33 protein-coding genes are annotated in these 25,846 nt (G+C 58.0%); all 33 read right to left on the minus strand.

Features of this window, described 5'->3' with window-relative positions; genetic code table 11:
* Positions 1-14 precede the first annotated feature (14 nt).
* The 33 genes from rpsK to rplJ all read right to left on the minus strand — a co-directional run bounded on the left by rpsK (position 15) and on the right by rplJ (position 25,745).
* Entirely contained in the window at positions 15-404 is a 390-nt protein-coding gene (gene rpsK / locus LRS11_RS02325; RefSeq protein WP_068829030.1) for a 30S ribosomal protein S11, read from the minus strand.
* A 30-nt stretch (positions 405-434) separates the two neighbouring features.
* The gene (gene rpsM / locus LRS11_RS02330) at positions 435-791 is read right to left on the minus strand and encodes a 30S ribosomal protein S13 (RefSeq protein WP_068829029.1); all 357 of its coding nucleotides are present in this window, start codon (positions 789-791) and stop codon (positions 435-437) included.
* Between the two features lie 133 nt (positions 792-924).
* A complete protein-coding gene (gene rpmJ, locus LRS11_RS02335) occupies positions 925-1,041 on the minus strand; it encodes a 50S ribosomal protein L36 (RefSeq protein WP_002555468.1) in 117 nt (38 codons plus the stop codon).
* Positions 1,042-1,072: 31 nt separating this feature from the next.
* The gene (secY, locus tag LRS11_RS02340; RefSeq protein ID WP_173203051.1) at positions 1,073-2,401 is read right to left on the minus strand and encodes a preprotein translocase subunit SecY; all 1,329 of its coding nucleotides are present in this window, start codon (positions 2,399-2,401) and stop codon (positions 1,073-1,075) included.
* Complete coding sequence (gene rplO / locus LRS11_RS02345) at positions 2,402-2,836, minus strand: 50S ribosomal protein L15 (RefSeq protein ID WP_260495364.1); 435 nt, start codon at positions 2,834-2,836, stop codon at positions 2,402-2,404.
* A 3-nt stretch (positions 2,837-2,839) separates the two neighbouring features.
* Complete coding sequence (gene rpmD, locus LRS11_RS02350) at positions 2,840-3,016, minus strand: 50S ribosomal protein L30 (RefSeq protein ID WP_003186033.1); 177 nt, start codon at positions 3,014-3,016, stop codon at positions 2,840-2,842.
* Entirely contained in the window at positions 3,016-3,543 is a 528-nt protein-coding gene (gene rpsE, locus LRS11_RS02355) for a 30S ribosomal protein S5 (protein WP_173203049.1), read from the minus strand. The genes rpmD and rpsE overlap by 1 nt, the downstream gene beginning before the upstream one ends.
* Positions 3,544-3,546: 3 nt before the next feature.
* The gene (gene rplR, locus LRS11_RS02360; protein WP_021219603.1) at positions 3,547-3,897 is read right to left on the minus strand and encodes a 50S ribosomal protein L18; all 351 of its coding nucleotides are present in this window, start codon (positions 3,895-3,897) and stop codon (positions 3,547-3,549) included.
* 10 nt (positions 3,898-3,907) lie between these two features.
* The gene (gene rplF, locus LRS11_RS02365; protein WP_173203048.1) at positions 3,908-4,441 is read right to left on the minus strand and encodes a 50S ribosomal protein L6; all 534 of its coding nucleotides are present in this window, start codon (positions 4,439-4,441) and stop codon (positions 3,908-3,910) included.
* Positions 4,442-4,453: 12 nt separating this feature from the next.
* Positions 4,454-4,846 (minus strand): 30S ribosomal protein S8, encoded by a 393-nt coding sequence (gene rpsH / locus LRS11_RS02370; RefSeq protein WP_160489004.1) that lies wholly within the window; start codon positions 4,844-4,846, stop codon positions 4,454-4,456.
* A 179-nt stretch (positions 4,847-5,025) separates the two neighbouring features.
* The gene (gene rpsN / locus LRS11_RS02375; RefSeq protein ID WP_173203046.1) at positions 5,026-5,331 is read right to left on the minus strand and encodes a 30S ribosomal protein S14; all 306 of its coding nucleotides are present in this window, start codon (positions 5,329-5,331) and stop codon (positions 5,026-5,028) included.
* Between the two features lie 13 nt (positions 5,332-5,344).
* Positions 5,345-5,884 carry a 50S ribosomal protein L5 gene (gene rplE, locus LRS11_RS02380; RefSeq protein ID WP_260495365.1) on the minus strand — a complete coding sequence of 180 codons (540 nt, stop codon included), beginning with the start codon at positions 5,882-5,884 and terminating at the stop codon, positions 5,345-5,347.
* A 19-nt stretch (positions 5,885-5,903) separates the two neighbouring features.
* A complete protein-coding gene (rplX, locus tag LRS11_RS02385; RefSeq protein WP_173203042.1) occupies positions 5,904-6,218 on the minus strand; it encodes a 50S ribosomal protein L24 in 315 nt (104 codons plus the stop codon).
* Between the two features lie 12 nt (positions 6,219-6,230).
* Positions 6,231-6,599, minus strand: a complete 369-nt coding sequence (gene rplN, locus LRS11_RS02390; RefSeq protein ID WP_003289207.1) for a 50S ribosomal protein L14 — start codon at positions 6,597-6,599, stop codon at positions 6,231-6,233.
* Between the two features lie 23 nt (positions 6,600-6,622).
* Positions 6,623-6,889, minus strand: a complete 267-nt coding sequence (gene rpsQ / locus LRS11_RS02395; protein ID WP_173203040.1) for a 30S ribosomal protein S17 — start codon at positions 6,887-6,889, stop codon at positions 6,623-6,625.
* A 2-nt stretch (positions 6,890-6,891) separates the two neighbouring features.
* Complete coding sequence (gene rpmC / locus LRS11_RS02400) at positions 6,892-7,083, minus strand: 50S ribosomal protein L29 (protein ID WP_160082934.1); 192 nt, start codon at positions 7,081-7,083, stop codon at positions 6,892-6,894.
* Positions 7,083-7,496, minus strand: coding sequence for a 50S ribosomal protein L16 (gene rplP, locus LRS11_RS02405; protein ID WP_160082936.1), 414 nt, complete (start codon positions 7,494-7,496; stop codon positions 7,083-7,085). Before rplP ends, rpmC begins: the two co-directional genes overlap by 1 nt.
* A gap of 12 nt (positions 7,497-7,508) precedes the next feature.
* Positions 7,509-8,195, minus strand: a complete 687-nt coding sequence (rpsC, locus tag LRS11_RS02410) for a 30S ribosomal protein S3 (RefSeq protein WP_160082938.1) — start codon at positions 8,193-8,195, stop codon at positions 7,509-7,511.
* A 13-nt stretch (positions 8,196-8,208) separates the two neighbouring features.
* Entirely contained in the window at positions 8,209-8,541 is a 333-nt protein-coding gene (rplV, locus tag LRS11_RS02415) for a 50S ribosomal protein L22 (RefSeq protein WP_003103908.1), read from the minus strand.
* Between the two features lie 11 nt (positions 8,542-8,552).
* Positions 8,553-8,828 carry a 30S ribosomal protein S19 gene (rpsS, locus tag LRS11_RS02420; RefSeq protein WP_173203038.1) on the minus strand — a complete coding sequence of 92 codons (276 nt, stop codon included), beginning with the start codon at positions 8,826-8,828 and terminating at the stop codon, positions 8,553-8,555.
* Between the two features lie 16 nt (positions 8,829-8,844).
* Entirely contained in the window at positions 8,845-9,669 is an 825-nt protein-coding gene (gene rplB / locus LRS11_RS02425; protein WP_173203036.1) for a 50S ribosomal protein L2, read from the minus strand.
* A 14-nt stretch (positions 9,670-9,683) separates the two neighbouring features.
* Positions 9,684-9,983, minus strand: coding sequence for a 50S ribosomal protein L23 (rplW, locus tag LRS11_RS02430; RefSeq protein WP_160082942.1), 300 nt, complete (start codon positions 9,981-9,983; stop codon positions 9,684-9,686).
* Entirely contained in the window at positions 9,980-10,582 is a 603-nt protein-coding gene (gene rplD / locus LRS11_RS02435; RefSeq protein ID WP_173203034.1) for a 50S ribosomal protein L4, read from the minus strand. Before rplD ends, rplW begins: the two co-directional genes overlap by 4 nt.
* A 14-nt stretch (positions 10,583-10,596) precedes the next feature.
* Positions 10,597-11,232 carry a 50S ribosomal protein L3 gene (rplC, locus tag LRS11_RS02440; protein WP_173203032.1) on the minus strand — a complete coding sequence of 212 codons (636 nt, stop codon included), beginning with the start codon at positions 11,230-11,232 and terminating at the stop codon, positions 10,597-10,599.
* 83 nt (positions 11,233-11,315) lie between these two features.
* Positions 11,316-11,627 (minus strand): 30S ribosomal protein S10, encoded by a 312-nt coding sequence (rpsJ, locus tag LRS11_RS02445; protein WP_013789756.1) that lies wholly within the window; start codon positions 11,625-11,627, stop codon positions 11,316-11,318.
* Between the two features lie 153 nt (positions 11,628-11,780).
* Positions 11,781-12,974 (minus strand): elongation factor Tu, encoded by a 1,194-nt coding sequence (gene tuf / locus LRS11_RS02450; protein ID WP_173203010.1) that lies wholly within the window; start codon positions 12,972-12,974, stop codon positions 11,781-11,783.
* 30 nt (positions 12,975-13,004) lie between these two features.
* Complete coding sequence (fusA, locus tag LRS11_RS02455; RefSeq protein WP_260495366.1) at positions 13,005-15,110, minus strand: elongation factor G; 2,106 nt, start codon at positions 15,108-15,110, stop codon at positions 13,005-13,007.
* A gap of 30 nt (positions 15,111-15,140) precedes the next feature.
* Positions 15,141-15,611 carry a 30S ribosomal protein S7 gene (gene rpsG / locus LRS11_RS02460; protein WP_173203028.1) on the minus strand — a complete coding sequence of 157 codons (471 nt, stop codon included), beginning with the start codon at positions 15,609-15,611 and terminating at the stop codon, positions 15,141-15,143.
* A gap of 104 nt (positions 15,612-15,715) precedes the next feature.
* Positions 15,716-16,087 (minus strand): 30S ribosomal protein S12, encoded by a 372-nt coding sequence (gene rpsL, locus LRS11_RS02465; protein WP_021217014.1) that lies wholly within the window; start codon positions 16,085-16,087, stop codon positions 15,716-15,718.
* 159 nt (positions 16,088-16,246) lie between these two features.
* The gene (gene rpoC / locus LRS11_RS02470) at positions 16,247-20,443 is read right to left on the minus strand and encodes a DNA-directed RNA polymerase subunit beta' (RefSeq protein ID WP_260495367.1); all 4,197 of its coding nucleotides are present in this window, start codon (positions 20,441-20,443) and stop codon (positions 16,247-16,249) included.
* A 65-nt stretch (positions 20,444-20,508) separates the two neighbouring features.
* The gene (gene rpoB, locus LRS11_RS02475; RefSeq protein ID WP_260495368.1) at positions 20,509-24,582 is read right to left on the minus strand and encodes a DNA-directed RNA polymerase subunit beta; all 4,074 of its coding nucleotides are present in this window, start codon (positions 24,580-24,582) and stop codon (positions 20,509-20,511) included.
* Between the two features lie 216 nt (positions 24,583-24,798).
* Entirely contained in the window at positions 24,799-25,164 is a 366-nt protein-coding gene (gene rplL / locus LRS11_RS02480; protein ID WP_173203022.1) for a 50S ribosomal protein L7/L12, read from the minus strand.
* A gap of 80 nt (positions 25,165-25,244) precedes the next feature.
* The gene (gene rplJ / locus LRS11_RS02485; RefSeq protein ID WP_173203020.1) at positions 25,245-25,745 is read right to left on the minus strand and encodes a 50S ribosomal protein L10; all 501 of its coding nucleotides are present in this window, start codon (positions 25,743-25,745) and stop codon (positions 25,245-25,247) included.
* Positions 25,746-25,846 lie beyond the last annotated feature (101 nt).

Genomic DNA, 25,846 nt, shown 5'->3' on the forward strand with positions numbered 1-25,846 from the left:
TTCACTGTCTCCTATTACACGCGACGCTTCTTCGGCGGACGGCACCCGTTATGCGGGATTGGCGTCACGTCGGTGATGCTGGCGATTTTGTAGCCGCAGCCGTTCAATGCACGGACAGCGGATTCGCGACCTGGACCTGGACCCTTGACGTTGACGTCGAGGTTTTTCAGGCCGTATTCCAGGGCTGCTTGACCAGCACGCTCAGCAGCCACCTGGGCAGCGAACGGGGTGGACTTACGGGAGCCGCGGAAACCGGAACCACCGGAGGTAGCCCAGGACAGGGCGTTACCTTGACGGTCGGTAATGGTCACGATGGTGTTGTTGAAAGACGCGTGAATGTGGGCGATCCCATCAACCACTGTCTTTTTGACTTTCTTACGAGTACGAGCAGCAGGCTTAGCCATGACTTATTTCCTGTCGATTCGCGGGCGCAATTACTTGCGGATCGGCTTACGCGGGCCCTTACGGGTACGCGCGTTGGTCTTGGTGCGCTGACCGCGGACCGGAAGGCCACGGCGATGGCGCAGACCGCGGTAGCAGCCCAGGTCCATCAGACGCTTGATTTTCATGTTGATTTCGCGGCGCAGGTCACCTTCAGTGGTGAACTTGGCGACTTCGCCACGCAGCTGCTCGATCTGCTCGTCAGAGAGATCTTTGATCTTTACCGCCGGGTTGACACCGGTGACTGCACAGATTTTCTGAGCAGTAGTCCGACCAACACCGTAGATGTAGGTCAGCGAGATAACAGTGTGCTTGTTATCCGGAATGTTGACGCCTGCAATACGGGCCATTCAGTGGAACTCCAATTGACAGCTACCCACGCCCTGGAAGCCAAGAAATAGGGCGCGCGATATTAGCGCTGTAGTAACAAAGAATCAACCCGGCAGCGCACTAGCTGCCGGGCTCATTACGCGTAACTCACACTCAGCCTTGGCGCTGCTTGTGACGCGGCTCCGCGCTGCAGATCACGCGAACAACACCTTCGCGGCGAATGATCTTGCAGTTACGGCACAGCTTCTTGACCGATGCACGAACTTTCATCAGTAACTCCTAGAACCTTACGGACGCGATGTCAGCGGAGCATTCCGCCGCCATAACCCTTCAGGTTGGCTTTCTTCATCAGGGATTCGTACTGGTGCGAAACGAGGTGAGATTGCACTTGAGACATAAAGTCCATCACAACCACGACCACGATCAGCAACGAGGTCCCGCCAAGGTAGAACGGTACATTCGCCGCAACCACCAGGAACTGGGGCAGCAGGCAAACAGCCGTCATGTACAGAGCACCGAACATGGTCAAGCGAGTCAGCACACCATCGATATAGCGTGCAGATTGCTCACCCGGACGGATACCCGGAATAAAGGCACCGGACTTCTTCAGGTTTTCCGCTACGTCTTTCGGGTTGAACATCAGCGCCGTATAGAAGAAGCAGAAGAAAACGATCCCTGCACTAAACAGCAGAATGTTCAACGGCTGACCGGGAGCGATCGCCTGCGAAATATCCTGCAGCCAGCCCAGACCTTCGGACTGACCAAACCAGGAACCCAGCGAGGCCGGGAACAGCAGGATACTGCTGGCAAAAATGGCCGGAATTACGCCCGCCATGTTCACCTTCAGCGGCAGGTGGCTGGTCTGCGCAGCGAAGACCTTGCGGCCCTGCTGACGCTTGGCGTAGTGCACCGCAATGCGACGCTGGCCACGCTCAATGAACACCACGAAACCGATGATCGCTACCGCCAACAGACCGATGGCAATCAGGGCGAAGATATTGATATCGCCCTGACGAGCAGACTCGAAAGACTGCCCGATTGCCGACGGCAAACCGGCCACGATGCCAGCAAAAATCAGCATCGAGATACCGTTGCCGACACCGCGCTCGGTGATTTGCTCGCCCAGCCACATCATGAACATGGCGCCCGACACAAAGGTCGTCACCGCCACGAAGTGGAAGCCGAAATCAGTCGAAAACGCTACACCCTGACTCGCCAGACCGACGGCCATGCCGACAGCCTGAACGATAGCCAGGATCAAAGTGCCGTAGCGGGTGTACTGGCTGATCTTGCGACGGCCAGCTTCCCCTTCCTTCTTCAACTGCTCCAGCTGCGGGCTGACGACGGTCATCAGCTGCATGATGATCGATGCCGAAATGTACGGCATGATCCCCAGTGCAAAGATGCTCATCCGCTCCAGCGCGCCGCCGGAAAACATGTTGAACAGGCTAAGAATGGTCCCCTCATTCTGTCGAAACAGCTCGGCCAGCCGGTCAGGGTTTATTCCGGGCACCGGAATGTGCGCACCGATCCGATAGACGATGATCGCCAGGAACAGAAAACGCAGCCGAGCCCACAGCTCGGACAACCCGCCATTGCTGAGCGCTGAGAGAGCACCTTGCTTAGCCATTTAGTCCTCGAACTTGCCGCCAGCTGCTTCGATAGCCGCACGCGCACCTTTGGTGACGGCGATACCTTTCAGGGTAACCGCACGAGTAACCTCGCCGGACAGCATGACTTTCACACGCCGTACGTTTTGGTTAATCAGGTTGGCATCCTTCAGCGACTGCACGGTAACGACGTCGCCTTCCACCTTGGCCAGCTCGGAGGTACGCACTTCGGCGCGATCCATGGCTTTCAGGGAAACGAAGCCGAACTTCGGCAGACGGCGGTGCAACGGCTGTTGACCACCCTCGAAGCCCGGAGCGATGGTGCCACCGGAGCGGGAGGTCTGACCTTTGTGGCCGCGGCCACCGGTCTTGCCCAAACCACTACCAATACCACGACCCGGACGATGCTTCTCGCGACGGGAACCCGGCGCAGGACTCAGATCATTGAGTTTCATCGATTAACCCTCGACGCGCAGCATGTAGTAAGCCTTGTTGATCATCCCGCGATTCTCGGGAGTATCCAGGACTTCTACAGTGTGACCGATGCGACGCAGACCCAGACCCTTAACGCACAGTTTGTGGTTAGGGATACGACCGGTCATGCTCTTGATCAGCGTAACTTTGACGGTAGCCATTAGCGGATCTCCTCAACGCTCTTGCCGCGTTTGGCAGCAATGGACTGAGGGGACTGCATGGCCTTCAGACCCTTGAAGGTGGCATGAACCACGTTCACCGGGTTAGTCGAGCCGTAGCACTTGGCCAGAACGTTCTGCACGCCCGCCACTTCCAGCACAGCACGCATGGCGCCGCCAGCGATGATGCCGGTACCTTCAGAAGCAGGCTTCATGAACACGTGGGACGCGCCATGAACTGCTTTCATCTCGTACTGCAGAGTATTGCCACGCAGGTCGACCTGAATCATGTTGCGGCGTGCAGCTTCCATCGCTTTCTGGATGGCAGCAGGCACTTCGCGGGACTTGCCACGACCGAAACCGACGCGACCATTGCCATCACCCACCACGGTCAGCGCGGTGAAGGTAAAGATACGGCCACCCTTTACGGTCTTGGCAACACGGTTAACCTGAACCAGCTTCTCCGTGTAGCCATCGCTCTGCGCATCGTCACGGTTACCGCGATCGCGCTTTTGCTCGTTATTTGCCATAACTTAGAACTCCAGCCCGCCTTCACGAGCAGCATCAGCCAGCGCTTTCACACGGCCATGGTACTTGAAGCCAGAACGATCGAACGCAACCTGGGTAACGCCAGCGGCTTTCGCACGCTCAGCGACCAGCTGGCCAACCTTCTTGGCCGCGTCGACGTTGCCAGTGGCGCCGTCACGCAGTTCTTTGTCCAGAGTCGAGGCGGTAGCCAGGACCTTGGCGCCGTCGGCCGAAATGACCTGGGCGTAGATATGCTGGGAAGAGCGATACACGCAGAGGCGTACGGTTTCCAGCTCGCGCATTTTCAGGCGTGCCTTGCGAGCACGGCGCAGACGAGTTTCTTTCTTTACGCTCATTTGCTATGCCCTACTTCTTCTTAGCTTCTTTACGACGGACGACTTCGTCGGCGTAACGCACACCTTTGCCTTTGTACGGCTCTGGCGGACGGAAGTCGCGAATCTCGGCAGCCACCTGACCAACCATTTGCTTGTCGATACCCTTGATCAGGATATCGGTCTGGCTCGGGGTTTCAGCGGTGATGCCTTCCGGCAGTTGGTAGTCCACCGGGTGCGAGAAGCCCAGAGCAAGGTTCAGCACCTGGCCTTTAGCCTGGGCTTTGTAGCCCACACCAACCAGTTGCAGCTTGCGCTCAAAGCCCTGGCTGACGCCAATGACCATGTTGTTGACCAACGCACGAGTGGTACCGGCCATGGCACGGTTCTGCTGATCGCCATTACGCGCAGCAAAACGCAGCTCACCAGATTCCTGGGTCACTTCCACGGACGAATGTACATTCAGCTCCAGAGTGCCCTTGGCACCCTTAACCGAAAGCTTCTGGCCAGCGAGATTAATCTCGACACCTGCCGGTAGCTTGACGGGGTTCTTAGCAACGCGAGACATGCTTATCCCCCCTTAGAACACAGTGCAAAGCACTTCGCCGCCGACACCGGCAGCGCGCGCAGCGCGATCCGTCATCACACCCTTGTTGGTGGAGACGATGGATACACCGAGACCGCCGCGAACTTTCGGCAGCTGATCGACGGGCTTGTACTGGCGCAGACCAGGGCGGCTGACGCGTTTTACTTCTTCAATGACCGGACGGCCTTCGAAGTACTTCAGCTCGATGGACAGCTGCGGTTTTACGTCGCTGCTGATCTGATAACCCGCAATATAACCTTCGTTCTTCAGAACCTGGGCTACAGCCACCTTCAGCTTGGAAGACGGCATGCTTACGACGGACTTTTCAGCCATCTGGGCATTACGGATACGAGTTAGCATGTCCGCTAACGGGTCCTGCATACTCATGGGCTAGATGCTCCTAAACAAAAAGAACAGCCTTACGGCTGGAACCATCCTGAACCGGCGCACAGAATGCAGGCTCAGGAGAGCCGGACATTCTAGAGACCGATCAAAAATGAATCAAGCCCCAAAAGGGGCTTGATTCATAGAAAGACAAAGCCGGCACTAGGCCGGCTTCGCTTTTATTACCAGCTGGCCTTGACCAGACCCGGCACATCACCACGCATCGCAGCTTCGCGCAGCTTGATACGGCCGAGGCCGAACTTGCGGTACACGCCGTGCGGACGACCGGTGATGCGGCAACGGTTACGCAGGCGGCTGGCGCTGGCGTCACGCGGTTGCTTTTGCAGGGCTACCTGGGCTTCCCAACGCTGCTCCGCAGTGGAGTTAGGGTTGGCGATGACAGCTTTCAGCTCGGCACGCTTCTTGGCGTACTTGGCTACCGTTTGCTGACGCTTCAGCTCACGGTTTTTCATGCTCATTTTGGCCATGATCCAACTCCAATCAGTTGCGGAACGGGAACTTGAATGCACGCAGCAGAGCGCGGCCTTCGTCGTCCGTACGGGCAGTGGTGGTCAGGGTAATGTCCAGACCACGCAGCGCATCGATCTTGTCGTAATCGATTTCCGGGAAAATGATCTGCTCTTTGACGCCCATGCTGTAGTTACCACGACCGTCGAAGGACTTGGCATTCAGGCCGCGGAAGTCACGCACGCGCGGCAGGGAGATCGCGAGCAGGCGATCCAGGAATTCGTACATACGATCGCGACGCAGGGTCACCTTGACGCCGATCGGCCAGCCCTCGCGAACCTTGAAGCCTGCAATCGACTTGCGGGCATAGGTCACGACGGCTTTTTGACCGGTGATCTTTTCCAGGTCAGCAACAGCGTGCTCGATGACTTTCTTGTCGCCGATCGCCTCGCCGATACCCATGTTCAGGGTGATCTTGGTAACGCGCGGAACTTCCATCACGTTCGCCAGCTTCAGTTCTTCCTTCAGCTTGGGCGCGATTTCCTTCCGGTAAATCTCTTTCAGTCGTGCCATGGTGTTCTACCTATGATTCTCAAGCGCCAACCGGCTTTTGGGTGGACTTGAAGACACGAATTTTCTTACCGTCTTCAACTTTGAAGCCAACGCGGTCAGCCTTGTTGGTTTCATTGTTGAAAATGGCGACGTTAGAGACGTGCAGAGGCGCCTCTTTCTCGACGATACCGCCTTGAGCACCCAGCATCGGGTTCGGCTTGGTATGGCGCTTCACCAGGTTGATCCCACCAACGACCAGACGGTCGTCAGCGAGAACCTTGAGCACCTTGCCACGCTTACCTTTGTCTTTGCCGGCGATCACGATGATCTCGTCATCACGACGAATCTTTTGCATGACGGCTTCTCCTTACAGCACTTCGGGGGCGAGCGAGACGATCTTCATGAACTTCTCAGAACGAAGTTCACGAGTCACTGGCCCGAAGATACGGGTGCCGATCGGCTCTTGCTTGTTGTTCAGCAGAACAGCAGCGTTGCCATCAAAGCGGATGATCGAGCCATCAGGACGACGAACGCCGTGACGAGTGCGGACCACGACAGCGGTCATCACCTGGCCTTTCTTCACTTTACCGCGCGGAATTGCTTCCTTAACGGTGACCTTGATGATGTCGCCGATACCGGCGTAGCGACGGTGCGAACCACCAAGGACCTTGATGCACATAACGCGACGAGCACCGCTGTTGTCAGCGACGTCGAGCATGGATTGAGTCTGAATCATATAATTTCTCCGACCCCTAGTCCTTAGACTTCCACGGCACGTTCGACGACTTCGACCAGTGCCCAAGACTTGGTCTTGGCCAGCGGACGGGTCTCACGAATGGTGACCTTGTCGCCAATGCGGCACTGATTGGTTTCGTCGTGGGCGTGCAGTTTGGTCGAACGCTTCACGTATTTACCGTAGATCGGGTGCTTAACGCGGCGCTCGATCAGAACGGTGATGGTCTTGTCCATTTTGTCGCTGACGACGCGGCCAGTCAGCGTGCGGACGGTTTTCTCAGCTTCAGCCATGATTACTTACCTGCCTGCTGGGTGAGCACAGTCTTCACGCGAGCAATGTCGCGCTTCACTTGCGAGAGCAGGTGAGACTGCCCCAACTGACCAGTTGCTTTCTGCATACGCAGATTGAACTGATCGCGCAGCAGACCGAGCAGTTGCTCGTTCAGCTGCTGAACCGATTTTTCACGAAGTTCATTCGCTTTCATCACATCACCGTCCGCTTAACAAAGGAGGTGGCGAGGGGCAGCTTTGCAGCAGCCAGGGCGAATGCCTCACGCGCCAGCTCTTCTGGAACACCTTCGATCTCGTACAGAACCTTGCCCGGCTGAATCTGGGCTACCCAGTACTCGACGCCGCCCTTCCCTTTACCCATACGAACTTCGAGGGGCTTTTTGGTTACAGGCTTGTCCGGGAAAACACGGATCCAGATTTTACCGCCACGCTTAACGTGACGAGTCAGGGCACGACGAGCCGACTCGATCTGACGAGCAGTCAGGCGACCACGTGCGACAGCTTTCAGGGCGAATTCGCCGAAGCTGACTTTGCTACCGCGCTGAGCCAGACCACGGTTGTGGCCAGTCATCTGCTTGCGGAATTTTGTACGCTTGGGTTGCAGCATTTTGCGTACTCCTTACTTGGCAGCTTTTTTACGAGGAGCGGGCGCTTGTGGTTTCAGCTCTTCTTTGAGGCCACCGATGACCTCACCTTTGAAGATCCAAACCTTCACACCGATCACACCGTAAGTGGTGTGCGCTTCGTAAGTGGCGTAATCGATATCGGCACGCAGGGTGTGCAGAGGCACACGACCTTCGCGATACCATTCGGTACGGGCGATTTCTGCACCGCCAAGACGACCGCTCACCTGGATCTTGATGCCCTTGGCACCAATACGCATGGCGTTTTGTACGGCACGTTTCATGGCGCGGCGGAACATCACACGACGCTCCAGCTGCTGAGCAACGCTCTGTGCGACCAACAGACCGTCGAGTTCCGGCTTACGGATCTCTTCGATGTTGATGTGCACCGGCACACCCATTTGCTTGGTCAGGTCCTGACGCAGCTTCTCAACATCTTCACCTTTCTTGCCGATCACGATGCCGGGACGAGCGGTGTGGATGGTGATGCGTGCAGTCTGAGCCGGACGAGCAATGTCGATACGGCTTACGGACGCGCTTTTTAGTTTGTCTTGGAGATACTCACGAACCTTGAGGTCGGCAAACAGATAATCAGCGTATTGACGCTTGTCTGCGTACCAAACGGAGGTGTGCTCCTTGACGATTCCCAGGCGAATGCCAGTGGGATGTACTTTCTGACCCATCTGATCGACTCCGTTACTTGTCCGCAACCTTGACAGTGATATGGCAAGACCGCTTGACGATGCGATCAGCGCGGCCTTTGGCACGCGGCATGATGCGCTTCAGCGAACGCCCCTCGTTGACGAAAACGGTGCTGACCTTCAGGTCATCAACGTCTGCGCCTTCGTTGTGCTCGGCGTTGGCTACGGCCGACTCCAGCACTTTCTTCATGATCTCGGCGGCTTTCTTACTGCTGAAAGCCAGGAGGTTGAGCGCTTCGCCCACCTTCTTCCCGCGGATCTGGTCGGCGACCAAGCGGGCTTTCTGGGCGGAGATGCGAGCGCCCGACAACTTAGCGGCTACTTCCATTTCCTAACCCCTTAACGCTTGGCTTTCTTGTCCGCCACGTGCCCACGATAAGTGCGGGTACCAGCGAACTCGCCGAGTTTATGACCGACCATGTCTTCGTTCACGAGAACGGGGACGTGTTGACGACCGTTATGTACAGCGATGGTCAGACCGACCATTTGCGGCAGGATCATGGAACGGCGCGACCAGGTTTTAACCGGCTTGCGATCATTCTTTTCCATCGCCACTTCGACCTTCTTCAGTAGGTGAAGATCGATAAAAGGACCTTTTTTCAGAGAACGCGGCACTGTCGTATCCCTCTAGTTACTTGCGACGACGGACGATCATGTTGTCGGTGCGTTTGTTACCACGAGTCTTCGCGCCCTTAGTCGGGAAGCCCCATGGAGACACCGGATGACGGCCACCAGAGGTACGACCTTCACCACCACCATGTGGGTGGTCTACCGGGTTCATCGCCACACCGCGAACGGTCGGGCGAACACCGCGCCAGCGCTTGGCACCAGCTTTACCCAGCGAACGCAGGCTGTGCTCGGAGTTCGAGACTTCGCCCAGGGTCGCACGGCATTCAGCCAGTACTTTACGCATCTCGCCGGAGCGCAGACGCAGCGTGACGTAAGCACCTTCACGAGCAACCAGCTGAGCCGAAGCACCAGCGGAACGCGCGATCTGAGCACCTTTACCTGGCTTCAGCTCGATACCGTGAACGGTCGAACCCACCGGGATGCTGCGCAGCGACATGCTGTTGCCAGCCTTGATCGGAGCAGCGGAACCAGCGATCAGCTGATCACCAGCGCTCACGCCCTTCGGCGCGATGATGTAGCGACGCTCACCGTCAGCGTACTTCAGCAGAGCGATGTGCGCGGTACGGTTCGGATCGTATTCGATACGCTCGACAGTGGCTGGGATGCCATCTTTGTCGTTGCGACGGAAATCGACCAGACGATAGTGCTGCTTGTGACCACCACCGATGTGACGAGTGGTGATACGACCGTTGTTGTTACGGCCGCCAGTCTTCGACTTCTTCTCGAGCAGCGGAGCATGAGGAGCGCCTTTGTGCAGCTCCTGATTGACCACCTTGACCACGAAACGGCGGCCAGCGGAAGTCGGTTTGCATTTAACGATTGCCATGATGCACCCCTACCTTACTCAGCACTGCTGGCGAAATCGATGTCCTGGCCCGGCTGAAGAGCGATGTACGCCTTCTTCCAGTCGTTACGCTTGCCAACGCCGCGAGCGGTGCGCTTGCTTTTACCGAGAACATTCACGGTATTAACAGCGGCCACTTTCACGTTGAACAGGCTTTCGACGGCCTTCTTGATTTCCAGCTTGGTTGCATCAGTGGCAACCTTGAAAACGAATTGGCTCTTGCCGTCCGCCAGCACAGTGGCTTTCTCGGAGACATGCGGGCCAACCAGCACTTTAAATACGCGTTCCTGGTTCATCCCAGCAGCTCCTCGAATTTCTTCACGGCAGACACGGTGACCAGCACCTTGTCGTAGGCGATCAGGCTGACAGGATCGGAACCTTGAACGTCGCGTACGTCGACGTGCGGCAGGTTGCGCGCAGCCAGGTACAGGTTCTGGTCGACAGCATCGGACACGATCAGAACGTCGTTCAGACCCATGCCATTCAGCTTGTCCAGGAGAACCTTGGTTTTCGGTGCATCAACGGCGAAGTCTTCCACGACAACCAGGCGATCAGCACGCACCAACTCGGAGAGGATCGAGCGCAGAGCGGCGCGATACATCTTCTTGTTGAGCTTCTGGTCATGGTTCTGCGGACGAGCTGCGAAGGTCACACCACCGCCACGCCAGATCGGACCACGAGTGGTACCAGCACGAGCACGACCAGTGCCCTTCTGACGCCACGGACGCTTGCCGCCACCGGACACGTCGGAACGAGTCTTCTGCTGCTTGCTGCCCTGACGACCGCCAGCCATGTAGGCGACAACGGCCTGGTGAACCAGGGTCTCGTTGTATTCGCTGCCGAAAGTCGCGTCGGAGACTTCGATCGCCTGAGCGTTAGTTACATTCAATTGCATCTCAGCATCTCCCCTTAACCGCGAGCCTTGGTAGCCGGACGCACAACCAGATTGCCGCCAGTAGCGCCAGGAACGGCACCCTTGACCAGCAGCAGATTGCGTTCAGCGTCGACGCGCACAACTTCCAGGGACTGCACGGTCACGCGCTCAGCGCCCATATGACCGGACATTTTTTTGCCCTTGAATACACGACCAGGAGTCTGGCACTGGCCGATGGAGCCCGGGACGCGGTGAGAGAGGGAGTTACCGTGGGTATTGTCCTGACCACGGAAGTTCCAACGCTTGATGGTACCGGCAAAGCCTTTACCCTTGGATTCACCGGTGACATCCACCAGCTGACCAGCTTGGAACAACTCAGCGGTGATCTGATCGCCAGCCTGGTACTCGCCTTCTTCAAGACGGAATTCCCAGACACCGCGACCAGCAGCAACATTTGCCTTGGCAAAGTGGCCAGCCTGAGCCTTGGTTACGCGGGAAGCACGACGCTCACCAACGGTAACCTGCACGGCGCGATAGCCATCGCTTTCTTCAGTTTTGAACTGGGTGACGCGATTCGGCTCGATCTCAATGACCGTAACCGGAATGGAGACACCTTCTTCGGTGAAAATGCGGGTCATGCCGCACTTACGACCGACTACACCAATAGTCATGTTGTAAACCTCATGAGTGTACGGGGCTTTCACCCGCTATGGCCGCCCATTTCAGAGCGTTACACGACTAAAACCCCAAGGTTTTAGCCGAGGCTGATCTGCACTTCCACGCCAGCTGCAAGGTCGAGCTTCATCAGCGCGTCAACGGTTTTATCCGTCGGCTGGACGATGTCCAGAACACGCTTATGAGTGCGAATCTCGTACTGATCACGCGCGTCTTTGTTGACGTGCGGAGAAGTCAGTACGGTGAAACGCTCCTTGCGAGTAGGCAGAGGAATAGGACCACGCACCTGAGCACCAGTACGTTTCGCGGTTTCCACGATTTCCTGGGTGGATTGATCGATCAGGCGATGGTCAAAAGCCTTCAACCGAATACGGATTTGTTGGTTTTGCATTTTGACCTCAGACTCTATCTCTGCTATCCCCAACGGACGGACTACGCCCGTTAAAAGGAGGCGTGATTGTACGGATGCGCCCTGGGGGTGTCAACTTTTGTCCAGAAAACAGAAAAGGCCCCGAAGGGCCTTTTCCTTTACCGCGACAATCGATTACTCGACGATCTTGGCAACCACGCCAGCACCAACGGTACGGCCGCCTTCGCGAATCGCGAAACGCAGACCATCTTCCATGGCGATCGGCTTGATCAGGGTGACAACCATTTTCACGTTGTCGCCCGGCATTACCATTTCAACGCCTTCCGGCAGTTCGCACGAACCGGTTACGTCGGTGGTACGGAAGTAGAACTGCGGACGGTAGCCCTTGAAGAACGGAGTGTGACGACCGCCTTCTTCTTTGGACAGCACGTACACTTCAGCTTCGAACTTGGTGTGCGGCTTGATGGTGCCCGGCTTGGCCAGAACCTGACCACGCTCTACGTCGTCACGCTTGGTGCCGCGCAGCAGAACGCCGCAGTTCTCGCCAGCACGACCTTCGTCGAGCAGCTTGCGGAACATTTCAACGCCGGTGCAGGTGGTCTTGGTGGTGTCACGCAGACCAACGATCTCGATTTCTTCCTGGATCTTGACGATACCGCGCTCTACACGACCGGTAACTACAGTACCGCGGCCGGAGATCGAGAATACGTCTTCGATCGGCATCAGGAACGGCTTGTCGATGGCACGAACCGGCTCTGGGATGTAGCTGTCCAGAGTTTCAACCAGCTTCTTAACAGCGCTGGTGCCCATTTCGTTGTCGTCCTGGCCGTTCAGAGCCATCAGAGCGGAACCGATGATGATCGGAGTGTCGTCGCCCGGGAAGTCGTAGGTCGACAGCAGGTCACGAACTTCCATCTCAACCAGTTCCAGCAGCTCGGCGTCGTCAACCATGTCAGCCTTGTTCAGGAAGACCACGATGTACGGAACACCTACCTGACGGGACAGCAGGATGTGCTCGCGGGTCTGCGGCATCGGACCGTCAGCAGCGGAGCAAACCAGGATCGCGCCGTCCATCTGGGCAGCACCGGTGATCATGTTTTTGACGTAGTCGGCGTGGCCCGGGCAGTCAACGTGCGCGTAGTGGCGAACAGCCGAGTCGTACTCAACGTGAGCGGTGTTGATGGTGATACCGCGAGCTTTTTCTTCCGGGGCGCTGTCGATCTTGTCGAAGTCAACGCGAGCCGAACCGAATACTTCGGAGCAAACGCGGGTCAGAGCTGCGGTCAGGGTGGTTTTACCGTGGTCAACGTGACCGATGGTGCCTACGTTGACGTGCGGTTTGTTACGTTCAAACTTTTCTTTAGCCACGACAGTGAACTCCTTGCCTAAAGGGCTGAATCAGCCTTGTTTTTTGGTTACAGACTCGACGATGTGCGACGGAGCCGTATTGTATTTTTTGAATTCCATAGAGTAGCTCGCGCGACCCTGAGACATGGAACGGACGTCGGTCGCATAACCGAACATCTCACCCAGCGGAACTTCGGCGCGAATTACTTTGCCGGAGACCGTGTCTTCCATACCCAAGATCATGCCGCGACGGCGGTTAAGGTCGCCCATCACGTCACCCATATAGTCTTCAGGGGTAACAACCTCTACCGCCATGATCGGCTCAAGCAACTCACCACCGCCCTTCTGGGCCAGTTGCTTGGTTGCCATGGAGGCAGCCACCTTGAACGCCATCTCGTTGGAGTCGACGTCGTGGTAGGAACCATCAAACACGGTAGCCTTCAGGCCGATCAGCGGATAGCCGGCAACAACGCCGTTCTTCATCTGCTCTTCGATACCCTTCTGGATAGCCGGGATGTATTCCTTAGGAACCACACCACCCACTACTTCGTTCACGAACTGCAGACCTTCCTGACCTTCGTCAGCAGGAGCAAAACGGATCCAGCAATGGCCGAACTGACCACGACCGCCGGACTGACGAACGAACTTGCCTTCGATTTCGCAGTTCTTCGTGATGCGCTCACGATAGGAAACCTGAGGCTTACCGATGTTGGCTTCGACGTTGAACTCACGGCGCATCCGGTCAACCAGGATGTCCAGGTGCAATTCGCCCATGCCGGAGATGATGGTCTGGCCAGTCTCCTCATCGGTCTTGACGCGGAAAGACGGGTCTTCCTGAGCAAGCTTGCCCAGAGCGATACCCATTTTTTCCTGGTCGTCCTTGGTCTTAGGCTCTACGGCAACCGAAATAACCGGCTCCGGGAAGTCCATGCGAACCAGGATGATCGGCTTGTCAGCGTTGCACAAAGTTTCACCGGTGGTGACGTCCTTCATGCCGATCAAGGCCGCGATGTCGCCAGCGCGTACTTCCTTGATCTCTTCGCGGGCGTTTGCGTGCATTTGCACCATACGACCCACGCGCTCTTTCTTGCCTTTAACCGAGTTGACCACGCCGTCGCCGGAGGCCAATACGCCCGAGTAAACGCGAACGAAGGTCAAGGTACCCACGAATGGGTCGGTAGCGATCTTGAACGCCAGCGCCGCGAACGGCTCGTCGTCACTTGCGTGACGCTCCATTTCCTCTTCCTCGTTATCCGGGTTGGAACCCTTGATAGCGGGAATGTCGGTAGGAGCAGGCAGGAAGTCGATAACGGCGTCGAGAACCAGGGGAACACCCTTGTTCTTGAAGGAAGAACCGCAAACAGCCAGAACGATTTCACCAGCGATAGTACGCTGACGCAGGGCCGACTTGATCTCAGCAATGGTCAGCTCTTCGCCTTCCAGGTACTTGTTCATCAGCTCTTCGTTGGCTTCGGCCGCAGCCTCAACCATGTTGCTGCGCCACTGCTCGGCTTCTTCCAGCAATTCCGCCGGAATTTCCTTGCGCACAGGAACCATGCCCTTGTCAGCATCGTTCCAGTAGACAGCTTGCATGTTGATCAGATCGATCTGACCCTGGAAGTTGTCTTCGGAACCGATAGCCAGCTGGATCGGCACCGGAGTGTGACCCAGGCGCTGCTTGATCTGTCCGATCACGCGCAGGAAGTCAGCACCGGCACGGTCCATCTTGTTCACGTAAACAAGACGCGGAACGCCGTATTTGTTGGCCTGACGCCATACGGTTTCCGACTGCGGCTCAACGCCCGAGGTGCCGCAGAACACAACGACAGCGCCGTCGAGTACGCGCAGCGAGCGCTCTACTTCGATGGTGAAGTCAACGTGCCCCGGGGTGTCGATGACGTTGAAGCGATGCTCGTCCTTGTACTGCTTCTCGGAACCTTTCCAGAAAGCGGTAATGGCAGCAGAAGTAATGGTAATACCACGCTCCTGCTCCTGCACCATCCAGTCGGTGGTCGCGGCGCCGTCATGCACCTCGCCCATCTTGTGGCTTTTGCCGGTGTAGAAAAGCACACGCTCGGTGGTCGTGGTTTTACCCGCGTCCACGTGAGCGACGATACCGATGTTACGGTACCGGTTAATCGGTGTAGTACGAGCCATAAAGCCCTCGCAAATTTAGAAGCGCTGAAATTAGAAGCGGTAGTGCGAGAAGGCCTTGTTGGCTTCAGCCATACGGTGCACGTCTTCACGCTTCTTCACTGCGGCGCCTTTGCCTTCAGCAGCATCCAGCAGCTCGCCAGCAAGGCGCAGAGCCATGGACTTCTCGCCACGCTTACGCGCGTAATCCACCAGCCAACGCATGGCCAGGGCATTACGACGGGACGGACGAACTTCGACCGGAACCTGGTAAGTCGCACCGCCAACACGGCGGGACTTCACTTCGACCAGCGGAGCGATGGCGTCGAGAGCTTTCTCGAAGATCTCCAGGGGATCGCTGTTCTTGCGCGCTTTAACAGTTTCCAGGGCACCGTAAACGATGCGCTCGGCGACTGCTTTCTTGCCGCTTTCCATCACGTGGTTCATGAATTTGGCGAGAATCAGGCTTCCGTATTTCGGATCGTCCAGAATCTCACGCTTAGCTGCTACACGACGTCTTGGCATGATAAGCCCTCAAACGGTCTTCAGGTTAGCCCGGGACCATAACCATTCGGTTACGCCCGACCTTACTCTTATCGACTCAATAAAAAGAAAAATGGCGAACCGAATTACTTCGGACGCTTGGTACCGTACTTCGAGCGACCCTGCTTACGGTCTTTAACGCCGGTGGTATCCAGCGAACCGCGAACAGTGTGGTAGCGCACACCCGGAAGGTCTTTTACACGACCGCCACGGATCAGCACGACGCTGTGCTCTTGCAGGTTGTGACCTTCACCACCGATGTAGGAGGTGACTTCAAAACCGTTGGTCAGACGAACACGGCACACTTTACGCAGTGCGGAGTTCGGTTTCTTCGGCGTGGTGGTGTACACGCGGGTGCACACGCCACGACGCTGCGGGCAGTTCTGCAGCGCAGGAACGTCGGATTTCTCGACGATACGCTTGCGCGGCTGACGTACCAGCTGGTTGATAGTTGCCATCTACTAGCTCCACTGTTGTCTTTCGACGCTATTTATTACAACAAAAGCAAAATGGCAGAGCACAACGCCCTGCCAAATTTAGGGGTGCATGAGTCTAAAGAGACTGACGCCCCCAGTCAAGGCAACGCCCCGGACGATTGCTCGCCCAGGGCATCACTCTCAATTGCCGGAGTTCAGCGCTTCGGTCAGCGCTGCTTCCACTTCACTGGCGCTGACGCGCACCGGCTTGTCGGCTTCACGGCGACGCTTGCGCTCGCTGTGGTAAGCCAGACCGGTACCGGCCGGGATCAGACGACCCACCACCACGTTTTCCTTCAGGCCGCGCAGGTAGTCGCGCTTGCCGGTAACCGCCGCCTCGGTCAGTACGCGAGTGGTCTCCTGGAAGGAGGCCGCCGAGATGAACGATTCGGTGGACAGCGAGGCCTTGGTGATACCCAGCAGAACGCGGTCGAACCTGGAGACGAATTTCTCGTCCGCAGACAGACGCTCGTTCTCGCCGAGAACGTGGGTCAGTTCCATCTGGTCGCCCTTGATGAAGCTGGAGTCGCCGGATTCGGTGATCTCAACTTTACGCAGCATCTGACGCAGGATGGTCTCGATGTGCTTGTCGTTGATCTTCACGCCCTGCAGGCGGTAAACGTCCTGGATCTCGTTGACGATGTACTTGGCCAGCGCACTGACGCCCAGCAGACGCAGGATGTCGTGCGGATCGCTCGGACCGTCAGAGATAACTTCGCCGCGGTTCACTTGTTCGCCTTCGAAGACGTTCAGGTGACGCCACTTCGGAATCAGCTCCTCGTACGGATCGCTGCCATCGGTCGGAGTGATGACCAGACGGCGCTTGCCCTTGGTCTCTTTACCGAAGGCGATGGTGCCGCTGATTTCCGCCAGGATCGAAGCTTCTTTCGGACGACGCGCTTCGAACAGGTCGGCAACGCGCGGCAGACCACCGGTGATGTCGCGGGTCTTCGAGGTTTCCTGCGGGATACGGGCGATAACGTCACCGACCGCAATCTGCGCACCGTCAGCCACGCCGACCAGGGCGTTGGCCGGCAGGAAGTACTGAGCCGGTACGTCGGTACCTGGCAGCAGCAATTCCTTGCCATTGGCATCGACCATCTTGATCGCCGGACGAATGTCCTTGCCAGCGGCCGGACGGTCTTTCGGATCCAGCACTTCGATGTTGGTCAGACCGGTCAGTTCGTCGGTCTGGCGCTTGATGGTGATGCCTTCTTCCATGCCGACGAAGGTAACCACACCCTTCATCTCGGTCACGATCGGGTGGGTGTGCGGGTCCCACTTGGCGACGATGGCGCCAGCTTCGACCTTGTCACCTTCCTTCACGGAAATCACGGCACCGTACGGCAGCTTGTAACGCTCGCGCTCGCGACCGAACTCGTCAGCCACGGCCAGCTCGCCGGAGCGGGAAACCGCTACCAGGTTGCCGTCCACGCGCTCGACGTGCTTCAGGTTGTGCAGACGGATCGCGCCGCCGTTCTTCACCTGGACGCTGTCGGCAGCGGAAGTACGGCTGGCCGCACCACCGATGTGGAACGTACGCATGGTCAGCTGGGTACCCGGCTCACCGATGGACTGGGCCGCGATAACGCCGACCGCTTCACCGATGTTGACCTGATGACCACGGGCCAGATCGCGACCGTAGCACTTGGCGCAGATGCCGTAGCGGGTTTCGCAGCTGATCGGCGAACGCACGATCACTTCGTCGATGCTGGCACGCTCGATGAACTCGACCCACTGCTCGTCGACCAGGGTACCGGCCGGCACGATGACTTCGTCGCTGCCCGGCTTGAATACGTCCTTGGCAATTACTCGACCCAGTACGCGCTCGCCCAGCGGCTCGACCACGTCACCGCCCTCGATGTGCGGAGTCATCAGCAGACCGTGTTCGGTGCCGCAATCGACTTCGGTCACCACCAGATCCTGCGCCACGTCGACCAGGCGACGAGTCAGGTAACCGGAGTTGGCGGTCTTCAGTGCGGTATCCGCCAGACCCTTACGCGCACCGTGAGTGGAGATGAAGTACTGCAGTACGTTCAGACCTTCACGGAAGTTCGCGGTGATCGGCGTCTCGATGATGGAGCCGTCCGGCTTGGCCATCAGACCACGCATACCGGCCAGCTGGCGGATCTGCGCGGCGCTACCACGAGCACCGGAGTCGGCCATCATGTACATGGAGTTGAAGGACTCCTGCTCGACGGTATTGCCGTCACGATCGACAACCGGCTCTTTCGACAGGTTGGCCATCATCGCCTTCGACACTTCGTCGTTGGCCTTGGACCAGAGGTCGATCACCTTGTTGTACTTCTCGCCCTGGGTTACCAGGCCGGAGGCGTACTGCGATTCGATTTCCTTCACTTCCTCGGTGGCGGCGTCGATGATGCGCGCCTTCTCGTCCGGGATAACGAAGTCGTTCACGCCGATCGACACACCGGAGATGGTCGAATAGGCGAAACCGGTGTACATCAACTGGTCAGCGAAGATCACGGTCTCTTTCAGACCAACCACGCGGTAGCACTGGTTGATCAGCTTGGAGATCGCCTTCTTCTTCATCGACTGGTTGACCACGTCGAAGGGCAGGCCCGCCGGCACGATCTGGAACAGCAGGGCGCGACCGACAGTCGTATCGACGATGCGGGTACGGCGGGTAACCGAGCCGTCCTTCTCGTTGACCACCTCGTTGACGCGTACCTTGACCCGGGCGTGCAGGGAGGCTTCGCCGCCACGGAACACGCGGTCGACTTCCTGCAGGTCGGCGAATACGCGACCTTCACCCTTGGCGTTCACCGCTTCACGGGTCATGTAGTACAGACCCAGAACCACGTCCTGCGACGGTACGATGATCGGCTCGCCGTTGGCAGGCGAGAGGATGTTGTTGGTCGACATCATCAGCGCACGCGCTTCCAGCTGGGCTTCCAGCGTCAGCGGTACGTGCACGGCCATCTGGTCACCGTCGAAGTCGGCGTTGTACGCGGCGCAGACCAGCGGGTGCAGCTGGATCGCTTTACCTTCGATGAGAACCGGCTCGAACGCCTGGATGCCCAGACGGTGCAGAGTCGGCGCACGGTTGAGCAGGACGGGGTGTTCGCGGATGACTTCGGCGAGAACGTCCCAGACCTCGGGCAGTTCGCGCTCGACCATCTTCTTGGCAGCCTTGATGGTGGTCGCCATGCCGCGCATTTCCAGCTTGCCGAAAATGAACGGTTTGAACAGCTCGAGAGCCATCTTCTTAGGCAGACCGCACTGGTGCAGGCGCAGGGTCGGACCTACGGTAATCACGGAACGACCGGAGTAGTCCACGCGCTTACCGAGCAGGTTCTGACGGAAGCGACCTTGCTTACCTTTGATCATGTCGGCCAGCGACTTCAGCGGACGCTTGTTCGAGCCAGTGATGGCGCGACCGCGACGGCCGTTGTCGAGCAGGGCGTCGACCGCTTCCTGCAGCATGCGCTTTTCGTTGCGCACGATGATGTCCGGCGCCGACAGATCGAGCAGGCGCTTCAGACGGTTGTTACGGTTGATCACGCGGCGATACAGATCGTTCAGATCGGAGGTCGCGAAGCGGCCGCCATCCAGCGGAACCAGCGGACGCAGGTCCGGCGGCAGTACCGGCAGAACGGTCAGAACCATCCACTCCGGATGGTTGCCGGAGTCCTTGAAGGCTTCCATCAGCTTCAGGCGCTTGGACAGCTTCTTGATCTTGGTTTCCGAGTTGGTCTGCGGAATTTCTTCGCGCAGGCGGCCAATCTCGTGATCCAGGTCGATCGCGTTGAGCAGCTCGCGAACAGCTTCGGCGCCCATGCGCGCGTCGAAATCGTCACCGAACTCTTCGAGGGCTTCGAAGTACTGCTCGTCGTTCAGCAGCTGGCCCTTTTCCAGGGTGGTCATGCCCGGATCGATCACCACGTAGCTCTCGAAATAGAGCACGCGTTCGATATCACGCAGGGTCATGTCCAGCAGCAGACCGATACGGCTCGGCAGGGACTTCAGGAACCAGATGTGAGCAACCGGCGAAGCCAGCTCGATGTGCGCCATGCGCTCACGACGGACCTTGGCCAGGGCGACTTCCACGCCGCACTTCTCACAGATCACGCCACGATGCTTGAGGCGCTTGTACTTACCGCACAGGCACTCGTAGTCCTTTACCGGGCCAAAGATCTTGGCGCAGAACAGACCATCGCGCTCAGGCTTGAAGGTACGGTAGTTGATGGTTTCCGGCTTTTTCACTTCACCGAAAGACCAGGAACGAATCATCTCAGGCGAAGCCAGACCGATACGGATCGCATCGAACTCTTCCACCTGACCCTGGTTTTTCAACAGATTCAGCAAGTCTTTCAAGGCCTTTCCTCCTCACGGACCAGCGGCAACCCGGCCTTGGCCGGGCGCCGCATAGGCGGTGCGTGTTATTCGGTTTCCAGTTCGATGTCGATACCGAGCGAGCGGATCTCTTTGATCAACACGTTGAAGGACTCGGGCATGCCGGCCTCCATGCGGTGATCGCCGTCCACGATGTTCTTGTACATCTTGGTCCGGCCGTTCACGTCGTCCGACTTCACGGTCAGCATTTCCTGCAGGGTGTAGGCGGCGCCGTAGGCTTCCAGTGCCCAGACCTCCATCTCACCGAAGCGCTGACCACCGAACTGCGCCTTACCACCCAGCGGCTGCTGGGTAACCAGGCTGTAGGAACCGGTGGAACGAGCGTGCATCTTGTCGTCGACCAGGTGGTTCAGTTTGAGCATGTACATGTAGCCGACAGTGGTCGGACGCTCGAACTGGTTGCCGGTACGGCCGTCAGTCAGGCGCATCTGGCCGCTTTCCGGCAGATCGGCCAGCTTGAGCATGGCCTTGATCTCGCTTTCCTTGGCGCCGTCGAATACCGGGGTGGCCATCGGCACACCGCCACGCAGGTTCTTCGCCAGGTCGAGGATCTCGGTATCGGACAGCTCGTTCAGGTTCTCCTGACGACCACCGATCTCGTTGTAGATCTGCTGCATGAACTTGCGCAGCTCGGCGACCTTGCGCTGCTCTTCGAGCATGCGGTTGATCTTCTCGCCCAGACCCTTGGCCGCGAGGCCCAGGTGGGTTTCGAGGATCTGCCCGACGTTCATACGCGACGGTACGCCCAGCGGGTTGAGGACGATGTCGACCGGGGTGCCATTGGCATCGTGCGGCATGTCTTCGACCGGCATGATCACCGAGACCACACCCTTGTTACCGTGACGACCGGCCATCTTGTCGCCCGGCTGGATGCGGCGCTTGATAGCCAGGTAGACCTTGACGATCTTCAGTACGCCCGGTGCCAGGTCATCGCCCTGCTGCAGCTTGCGCTTCTTGTCTTCGAACTTGTCGTCGAGCATCTGGCGACGGTCGCTGATGTAGGCCTGGGCCTTTTCCAGCTGCTCGTTGAGAGCATCTTCCGCCATGCGCAGCTTGAACCACTGACCGCGCTCGAGGCCGTCGAGGTAAGCGTCGTCGATCACCGCGCCTTTCTTCAGGCCAGTACCGCCTTCGGCCTTGGCACCAACCAGGGCAGAACGCAGACGCTCGAAGGTGGCGCCTTCGACGATGCGGAACTCTTCGTTCAGATCCTTGCGGATCTCGTCGAGCTGCATCTTCTCGATGGACAGGGCACGCGAGTCGCGCTCCACGCCATCACGGGTGAAGACCTGGACGTCGATGACAGTGCCCTTGGTGCCGGTCGGCACACGCAGGGAGGTGTCTTTCACGTCACTGGCTTTCTCACCGAAGATCGCACGCAGCAGCTTCTCTTCCGGAGTCAGCTGGGTCTCGCCTTTCGGAGTGACCTTGCCGACCAGGATGTCGCCGGCGCCGACTTCGGCACCCACATAAACGATACCGGCTTCGTCCAGCTTGTTCAGCGCAGCTTCACCCACGTTCGGGATGTCCGCGGTGATTTCCTCTGGGCCAAGCTTGGTGTCACGAGCCACGCAGGTCAGTTCCTGGATGTGGATCGTGGTGAAGCGGTCTTCCTGGACCACGCGCTCGGACAGGCAGATGGAGTCTTCGAAGTTGAAGCCATTCCACGGCATGAACGCGACGCGCATGTTCTGACCCAGTGCCAGCTCACCCATGTCGGTGGACGGGCCGTCAGCCAGGATGTCGCTGCGCGAAACCTTGTCACCCTTGCTCACCAGCGGACGCTGGTTGATGCAGGTGTTCTGGTTCGAGCGGGTGTATTTGGTCAGGTTGTAGATGTCGACACCGGCTTCGCCAGTTTCAACTTCGTCGTCATTGACGCGAACCACAACACGACTGGCATCGACAGAGTCGATCACGCCGCCACGACGAGCCACGACGCAGACGCCGGAGTCACGGGCAACGTTGCGCTCCATGCCGGTACCTACCAGCGGCTTGTCTGCACGCAGGGTCGGTACAGCCTGACGCTGCATGTTCGAACCCATCAACGCGCGGTTGGCGTCGTCGTGTTCGAGGAACGGAATCAGCGAGGCCGCAACAGAAACTACCTGCTTCGGCGACACGTCCATCAGGGTGACGTCTTCCGGCGCCTTGACGGTGAACTCGTTCAGGTGACGAACAGCTACCAGCTCGTCGGTCAGCATGCCCTTGTCGTTCATGGTCGCCGAAGCCTGAGCGATCACGTGATCGGCCTCTTCGATGGCGGACAGGAAGACGATCTCATTGGTGACCAGACCGGCCTTGACCACACGGTACGGGCTTTCCAGGAAGCCGTACTGGTTGGTGCGCGCATACGCAGCCAGGGAGTTGATCAGACCGATGTTCGGACCTTCAGGGGTCTCGATCGGGCACACACGGCCGTAGTGGGTCGGGTGTACGTCACGGACTTCGAAGCCGGCACGCTCACGGGTCAGACCGCCCGGGCCGAGTGCGGAGACGCGGCGCTTGTGGGTGATCTCGGAGAGCGGGTTGTTCTGGTCCATGAACTGCGAGAGCTGGCTGGAGCCGAAGAACTCTTTCACCGCCGCCGCAACCGGCTTGGCGTTGATCAGGTCCTGCGGCATCAGGCCTTCGCTTTCGGCCATCGACAGACGCTCTTTGACCGCACGCTCAACGCGTACCAGGCCAACACGGAACTGGTTCTCGGCCATTTCGCCGACGCAACGTACGCGACGGTTACCCAGGTGGTCGATGTCGTCGACGATGCCTTTGCCGTTACGGATGTCGACCAGGGTCTTGAGAACCTCGACGATGTCTTCCTTGCTCAGCACGCCGGAACCTTCGATCTCGGTGCGACCGATACGACGGTTGAACTTCATGCGGCCAACAGCGGACAGGTCGTAACGCTCGGCGCTGAAGAACAGGTTGTTGAACAGGGTCTCGGCAGCGTCCTTGGTTGGCGGCTCGCCAGGACGCATCATGCGGTAGATCTCGACCAGGGCTTCCAGTTGGTTGCTGGTGGAGTCGATCTTCAGCGTGTCGGAGATGAACGGACCGCAATCGATGTCGTTGGTGTACAGGGTCTCGATACGGACAACCTGTGCCTTGACGATCTTGGCCAGCAGGTCGGTGGTCAGCTCGGTGTTGCACTCGGCAACGATCTCGCCGGTCGACGGATGCACGATGGCTTTCGCAGTGGTGCGGCCCAGCACGTAGTCGAGCGGAACTTCCAGCTCTTTGATGCCAGCCTTGTCGATCTGGTTGATGTGGCGCGCGGTGATACGGCGGCCCTGCTCAACGATGACCTTGCCCTTCTCGTCCTTGATGTCGAACGCGGCGATTTCGCCACGCAGACGCTGCGGCACCAGTTCCAGGTTGAGCGATTCGCCCTGCACGTGGAACACGTTGGTGGCGTAGAAGGCGTTGAGCACTTCTTCAGTGCTGTAGCCCAGCGCGCGCAGCAGCACGGAAGCCGGCAGCTTGCGACGACGGTCGATACGCACGAACACGCAGTCCTTCGGGTCGAACTCGAAGTCCAGCCAGGAGCCGCGGTAAGGAATGATACGCGCCGAGTACAGCAGCTTGCCCGAGCTGTGAGTCTTGCCACGGTCGTGATCGAAGAACACGCCCGGCGAGCGGTGCAGCTGGGAAACGATGACGCGCTCGGTACCATTGATGATGAAGGTACCGTTCTCGGTCATCAGGGGGATTTCCCCCATGTAGACTTCTTGCTCTTTGATGTCCTTGATCGCTTTGTTCGACGATTCTTTGTCGAAAATGATCAAACGAACTTTGACCCGCAGCGGTACGGCGAATGTCACGCCACGCAGCACGCACTCTTTGACGTCGAACGCCGGCTCGCCCAGGCGATAGCCGACATACTCCAGAGCAGCATTGCCGGAATAGCTGATAATCGGGAATACGGACTTGAAGGCCGCATGCAGGCCAACGTCGCGGAACTGCTCCTTGCTCGCTCCCGCCTGCAGGAATTCGCGGTACGAATCCAACTGGATGGCCAGGAGATACGGCACATCCATCACGTCCGGCAACTTGCTAAAGTCCTTGCGGATACGTTTTTTCTCAGTGTATGAGTAAGCCATCAGCGTTCCCCAGCTTGGTCACCTGCTTGTTTGGCTGCTCCCGACGGCAACAGCCAGAAAATCTTGCAAACCCTAGGTTTGCACCGCCCTCGAGCGGGTTTTCACGTTAGGGCGAAGGCCTACGCACATCGCCCATAACGGAAAAAGGCCGGTGGCAAAAGCCACCAGCCGCCAGCCTTAAGCGCAATGCTTGGGCTGTTGACGCAAGGTCGTCGCTTACTTGAGCTCGACTTTGGCGCCAGCTTCTTCCAGCTTCTTCTTGGCATCTTCGGCGGCGTCCTTGGACAGGCCTTCGGAGATGATCTGAGGAGCGGTGTCGACTTTCTCTTTGGCTTCTTTCAGACCCAGACCGGTCAGTTCGCGAACAGCCTTGATCACGTTGACTTTCTTCTCGCCAGCTTCGAGCAGAACAACGTTGAACTCGGTTTGCTCTTCAACAACAGCGGCAGCAGCAGCCGGGCCAGCAGCGGCAACAGCAGCGGTGACGCCGAAGGTTTCTTCCATCGCTTTGATCAGTTCAACAACTTCCAGAACGGTTTTCTGGCCGATGGCTTCGATGATTTGTTCGTTAGTCAGAGACATGACTATAAATTCCTGTATTGGGGTGACAGCCTACGCAGCCATCAAATTAAACATATGATTTTGAAAGTACTTTCGATGCCTTAGGCAGCGGCAGCTTCTTTCTGGTCGCGAACGGCCGCCAGAGTACGAGCCAGCTTGCTGGTAGCGCCTTGAATCACGCTCATCAGTCGTGCAATAGCTTCGTCGCGAGTTGGCAGCGAAGCCAACACGTCGATCTGGGTTGCTGCGAGGAACTTGCCCTCGAACGCAGCTGCCTTGATCTCGAACTTGTCGTTACCTTTAGCGAACTCTTTGAACAGACGAGCAGCAGCGCCCGGGTGTTCGTTGGAGAAAGCAATCAGGGTCGGGCCGGTGAAGGCGTCGTTGAGGACACTGTATTCAGTGTCAGCAACGGCACGACGGAGCAGGGTGTTACGTACGACACGCACGTATACGCCTGCTTCACGAGCCTCTTTACGGAGTCCGGTCATAGCGCCTACTGTCACACCACGGGCATCAGCCACAACAGCGGACAGGGCAACTTTGGCAGCCTCGTTGACTTCAGCGACGATGGCCTTCTTGTCTTCGAGTTTAATTGCCACGGGTAAAACTCCTGCTTGTTACCGTTTCATCTGGCCGAAGCCGGATGTCGTTTTGGTGTCTGATTCGGTAAGGAATCGGGAGCACCATCTGCGTAGGCTTG

This window comes from Pseudomonas sp. J452 (assembly GCF_024666525.1).
GTDB lineage: Bacteria > Pseudomonadota > Gammaproteobacteria > Pseudomonadales > Pseudomonadaceae > Aquipseudomonas.

What these genes read in the sequence shown, in the direction of transcription:
- rpsG (WP_173203028.1), bottom strand. Translation starts at nt 15,611, where the DNA reads ATGCCAAGACGTCGTGTAGCAGCTAAGCGTGAGATTCTGGACGATCCG.
- rplD (WP_173203034.1), bottom strand. Translation starts at nt 10,582, where the DNA reads ATGCAATTGAATGTAACTAACGCTCAGGCGATCGAAGTCTCCGACGCG.
- rplW (WP_160082942.1), bottom strand. Translation starts at nt 9,983, where the DNA reads ATGAACCAGGAACGCGTATTTAAAGTGCTGGTTGGCCCGCATGTCTCC.
- rplB (WP_173203036.1), bottom strand. Translation starts at nt 9,669, where the DNA reads ATGGCAATCGTTAAATGCAAACCGACTTCCGCTGGCCGCCGTTTCGTG.
- rplE (WP_260495365.1), bottom strand. Translation starts at nt 5,884, where the DNA reads ATGGCACGACTGAAAGAGATTTACCGGAAGGAAATCGCGCCCAAGCTG.
- rplX (WP_173203042.1), bottom strand. Translation starts at nt 6,218, where the DNA reads ATGCAAAAGATTCGTCGTGATGACGAGATCATCGTGATCGCCGGCAAA.
- rpsC (WP_160082938.1), bottom strand. Translation starts at nt 8,195, where the DNA reads ATGGGTCAGAAAGTACATCCCACTGGCATTCGCCTGGGAATCGTCAAG.
- rpoB (WP_260495368.1), bottom strand. Translation starts at nt 24,582, where the DNA reads ATGGCTTACTCATACACTGAGAAAAAACGTATCCGCAAGGACTTTAGC.
- rplN (WP_003289207.1), bottom strand. Translation starts at nt 6,599, where the DNA reads ATGATTCAGACTCAATCCATGCTCGACGTCGCTGACAACAGCGGTGCT.
- rpsE (WP_173203049.1), bottom strand. Translation starts at nt 3,543, where the DNA reads ATGGCAAATAACGAGCAAAAGCGCGATCGCGGTAACCGTGACGATGCG.
- rplR (WP_021219603.1), bottom strand. Translation starts at nt 3,897, where the DNA reads ATGAGCGTAAAGAAAGAAACTCGTCTGCGCCGTGCTCGCAAGGCACGC.
- rpsJ (WP_013789756.1), bottom strand. Translation starts at nt 11,627, where the DNA reads ATGCAAAACCAACAAATCCGTATTCGGTTGAAGGCTTTTGACCATCGC.
- rplL (WP_173203022.1), bottom strand. Translation starts at nt 25,164, where the DNA reads ATGTCTCTGACTAACGAACAAATCATCGAAGCCATCGGCCAGAAAACC.
- secY (WP_173203051.1), bottom strand. Translation starts at nt 2,401, where the DNA reads ATGGCTAAGCAAGGTGCTCTCTCAGCGCTCAGCAATGGCGGGTTGTCC.
- rpsL (WP_021217014.1), bottom strand. Translation starts at nt 16,087, where the DNA reads ATGGCAACTATCAACCAGCTGGTACGTCAGCCGCGCAAGCGTATCGTC.
- rpsK (WP_068829030.1), bottom strand. Translation starts at nt 404, where the DNA reads ATGGCTAAGCCTGCTGCTCGTACTCGTAAGAAAGTCAAAAAGACAGTG.
- rpmJ (WP_002555468.1), bottom strand. Translation starts at nt 1,041, where the DNA reads ATGAAAGTTCGTGCATCGGTCAAGAAGCTGTGCCGTAACTGCAAGATC.
- rpsM (WP_068829029.1), bottom strand. Translation starts at nt 791, where the DNA reads ATGGCCCGTATTGCAGGCGTCAACATTCCGGATAACAAGCACACTGTT.
- rplO (WP_260495364.1), bottom strand. Translation starts at nt 2,836, where the DNA reads ATGAAACTCAATGATCTGAGTCCTGCGCCGGGTTCCCGTCGCGAGAAG.
- rpmD (WP_003186033.1), bottom strand. Translation starts at nt 3,016, where the DNA reads ATGGCTACCGTCAAAGTTACGCTGATCAAGAGCATGACCGGTCGTATC.
- rpmC (WP_160082934.1), bottom strand. Translation starts at nt 7,083, where the DNA reads ATGAAAGCGAATGAACTTCGTGAAAAATCGGTTCAGCAGCTGAACGAG.
- rpsH (WP_160489004.1), bottom strand. Translation starts at nt 4,846, where the DNA reads ATGAGTATGCAGGACCCGTTAGCGGACATGCTAACTCGTATCCGTAAT.
- rplF (WP_173203048.1), bottom strand. Translation starts at nt 4,441, where the DNA reads ATGTCTCGCGTTGCTAAGAACCCCGTCAAGCTACCGGCAGGTGTCGAG.
- rpsQ (WP_173203040.1), bottom strand. Translation starts at nt 6,889, where the DNA reads ATGGCTGAAGCTGAGAAAACCGTCCGCACGCTGACTGGCCGCGTCGTC.
- rplP (WP_160082936.1), bottom strand. Translation starts at nt 7,496, where the DNA reads ATGCTGCAACCCAAGCGTACAAAATTCCGCAAGCAGATGACTGGCCAC.
- rplC (WP_173203032.1), bottom strand. Translation starts at nt 11,232, where the DNA reads ATGACTATTGGTGTAGTCGGTCGTAAGTGCGGCATGACCCGCATTTTC.
- rplV (WP_003103908.1), bottom strand. Translation starts at nt 8,541, where the DNA reads ATGGAAGTAGCCGCTAAGTTGTCGGGCGCTCGCATCTCCGCCCAGAAA.
- fusA (WP_260495366.1), bottom strand. Translation starts at nt 15,110, where the DNA reads ATGGCTCGTACTACACCGATTAACCGGTACCGTAACATCGGTATCGTC.
- rpsN (WP_173203046.1), bottom strand. Translation starts at nt 5,331, where the DNA reads ATGGCCAAAATGAGCATGAAAAACCGTGAGCTGAAGCGTCAGCAAACG.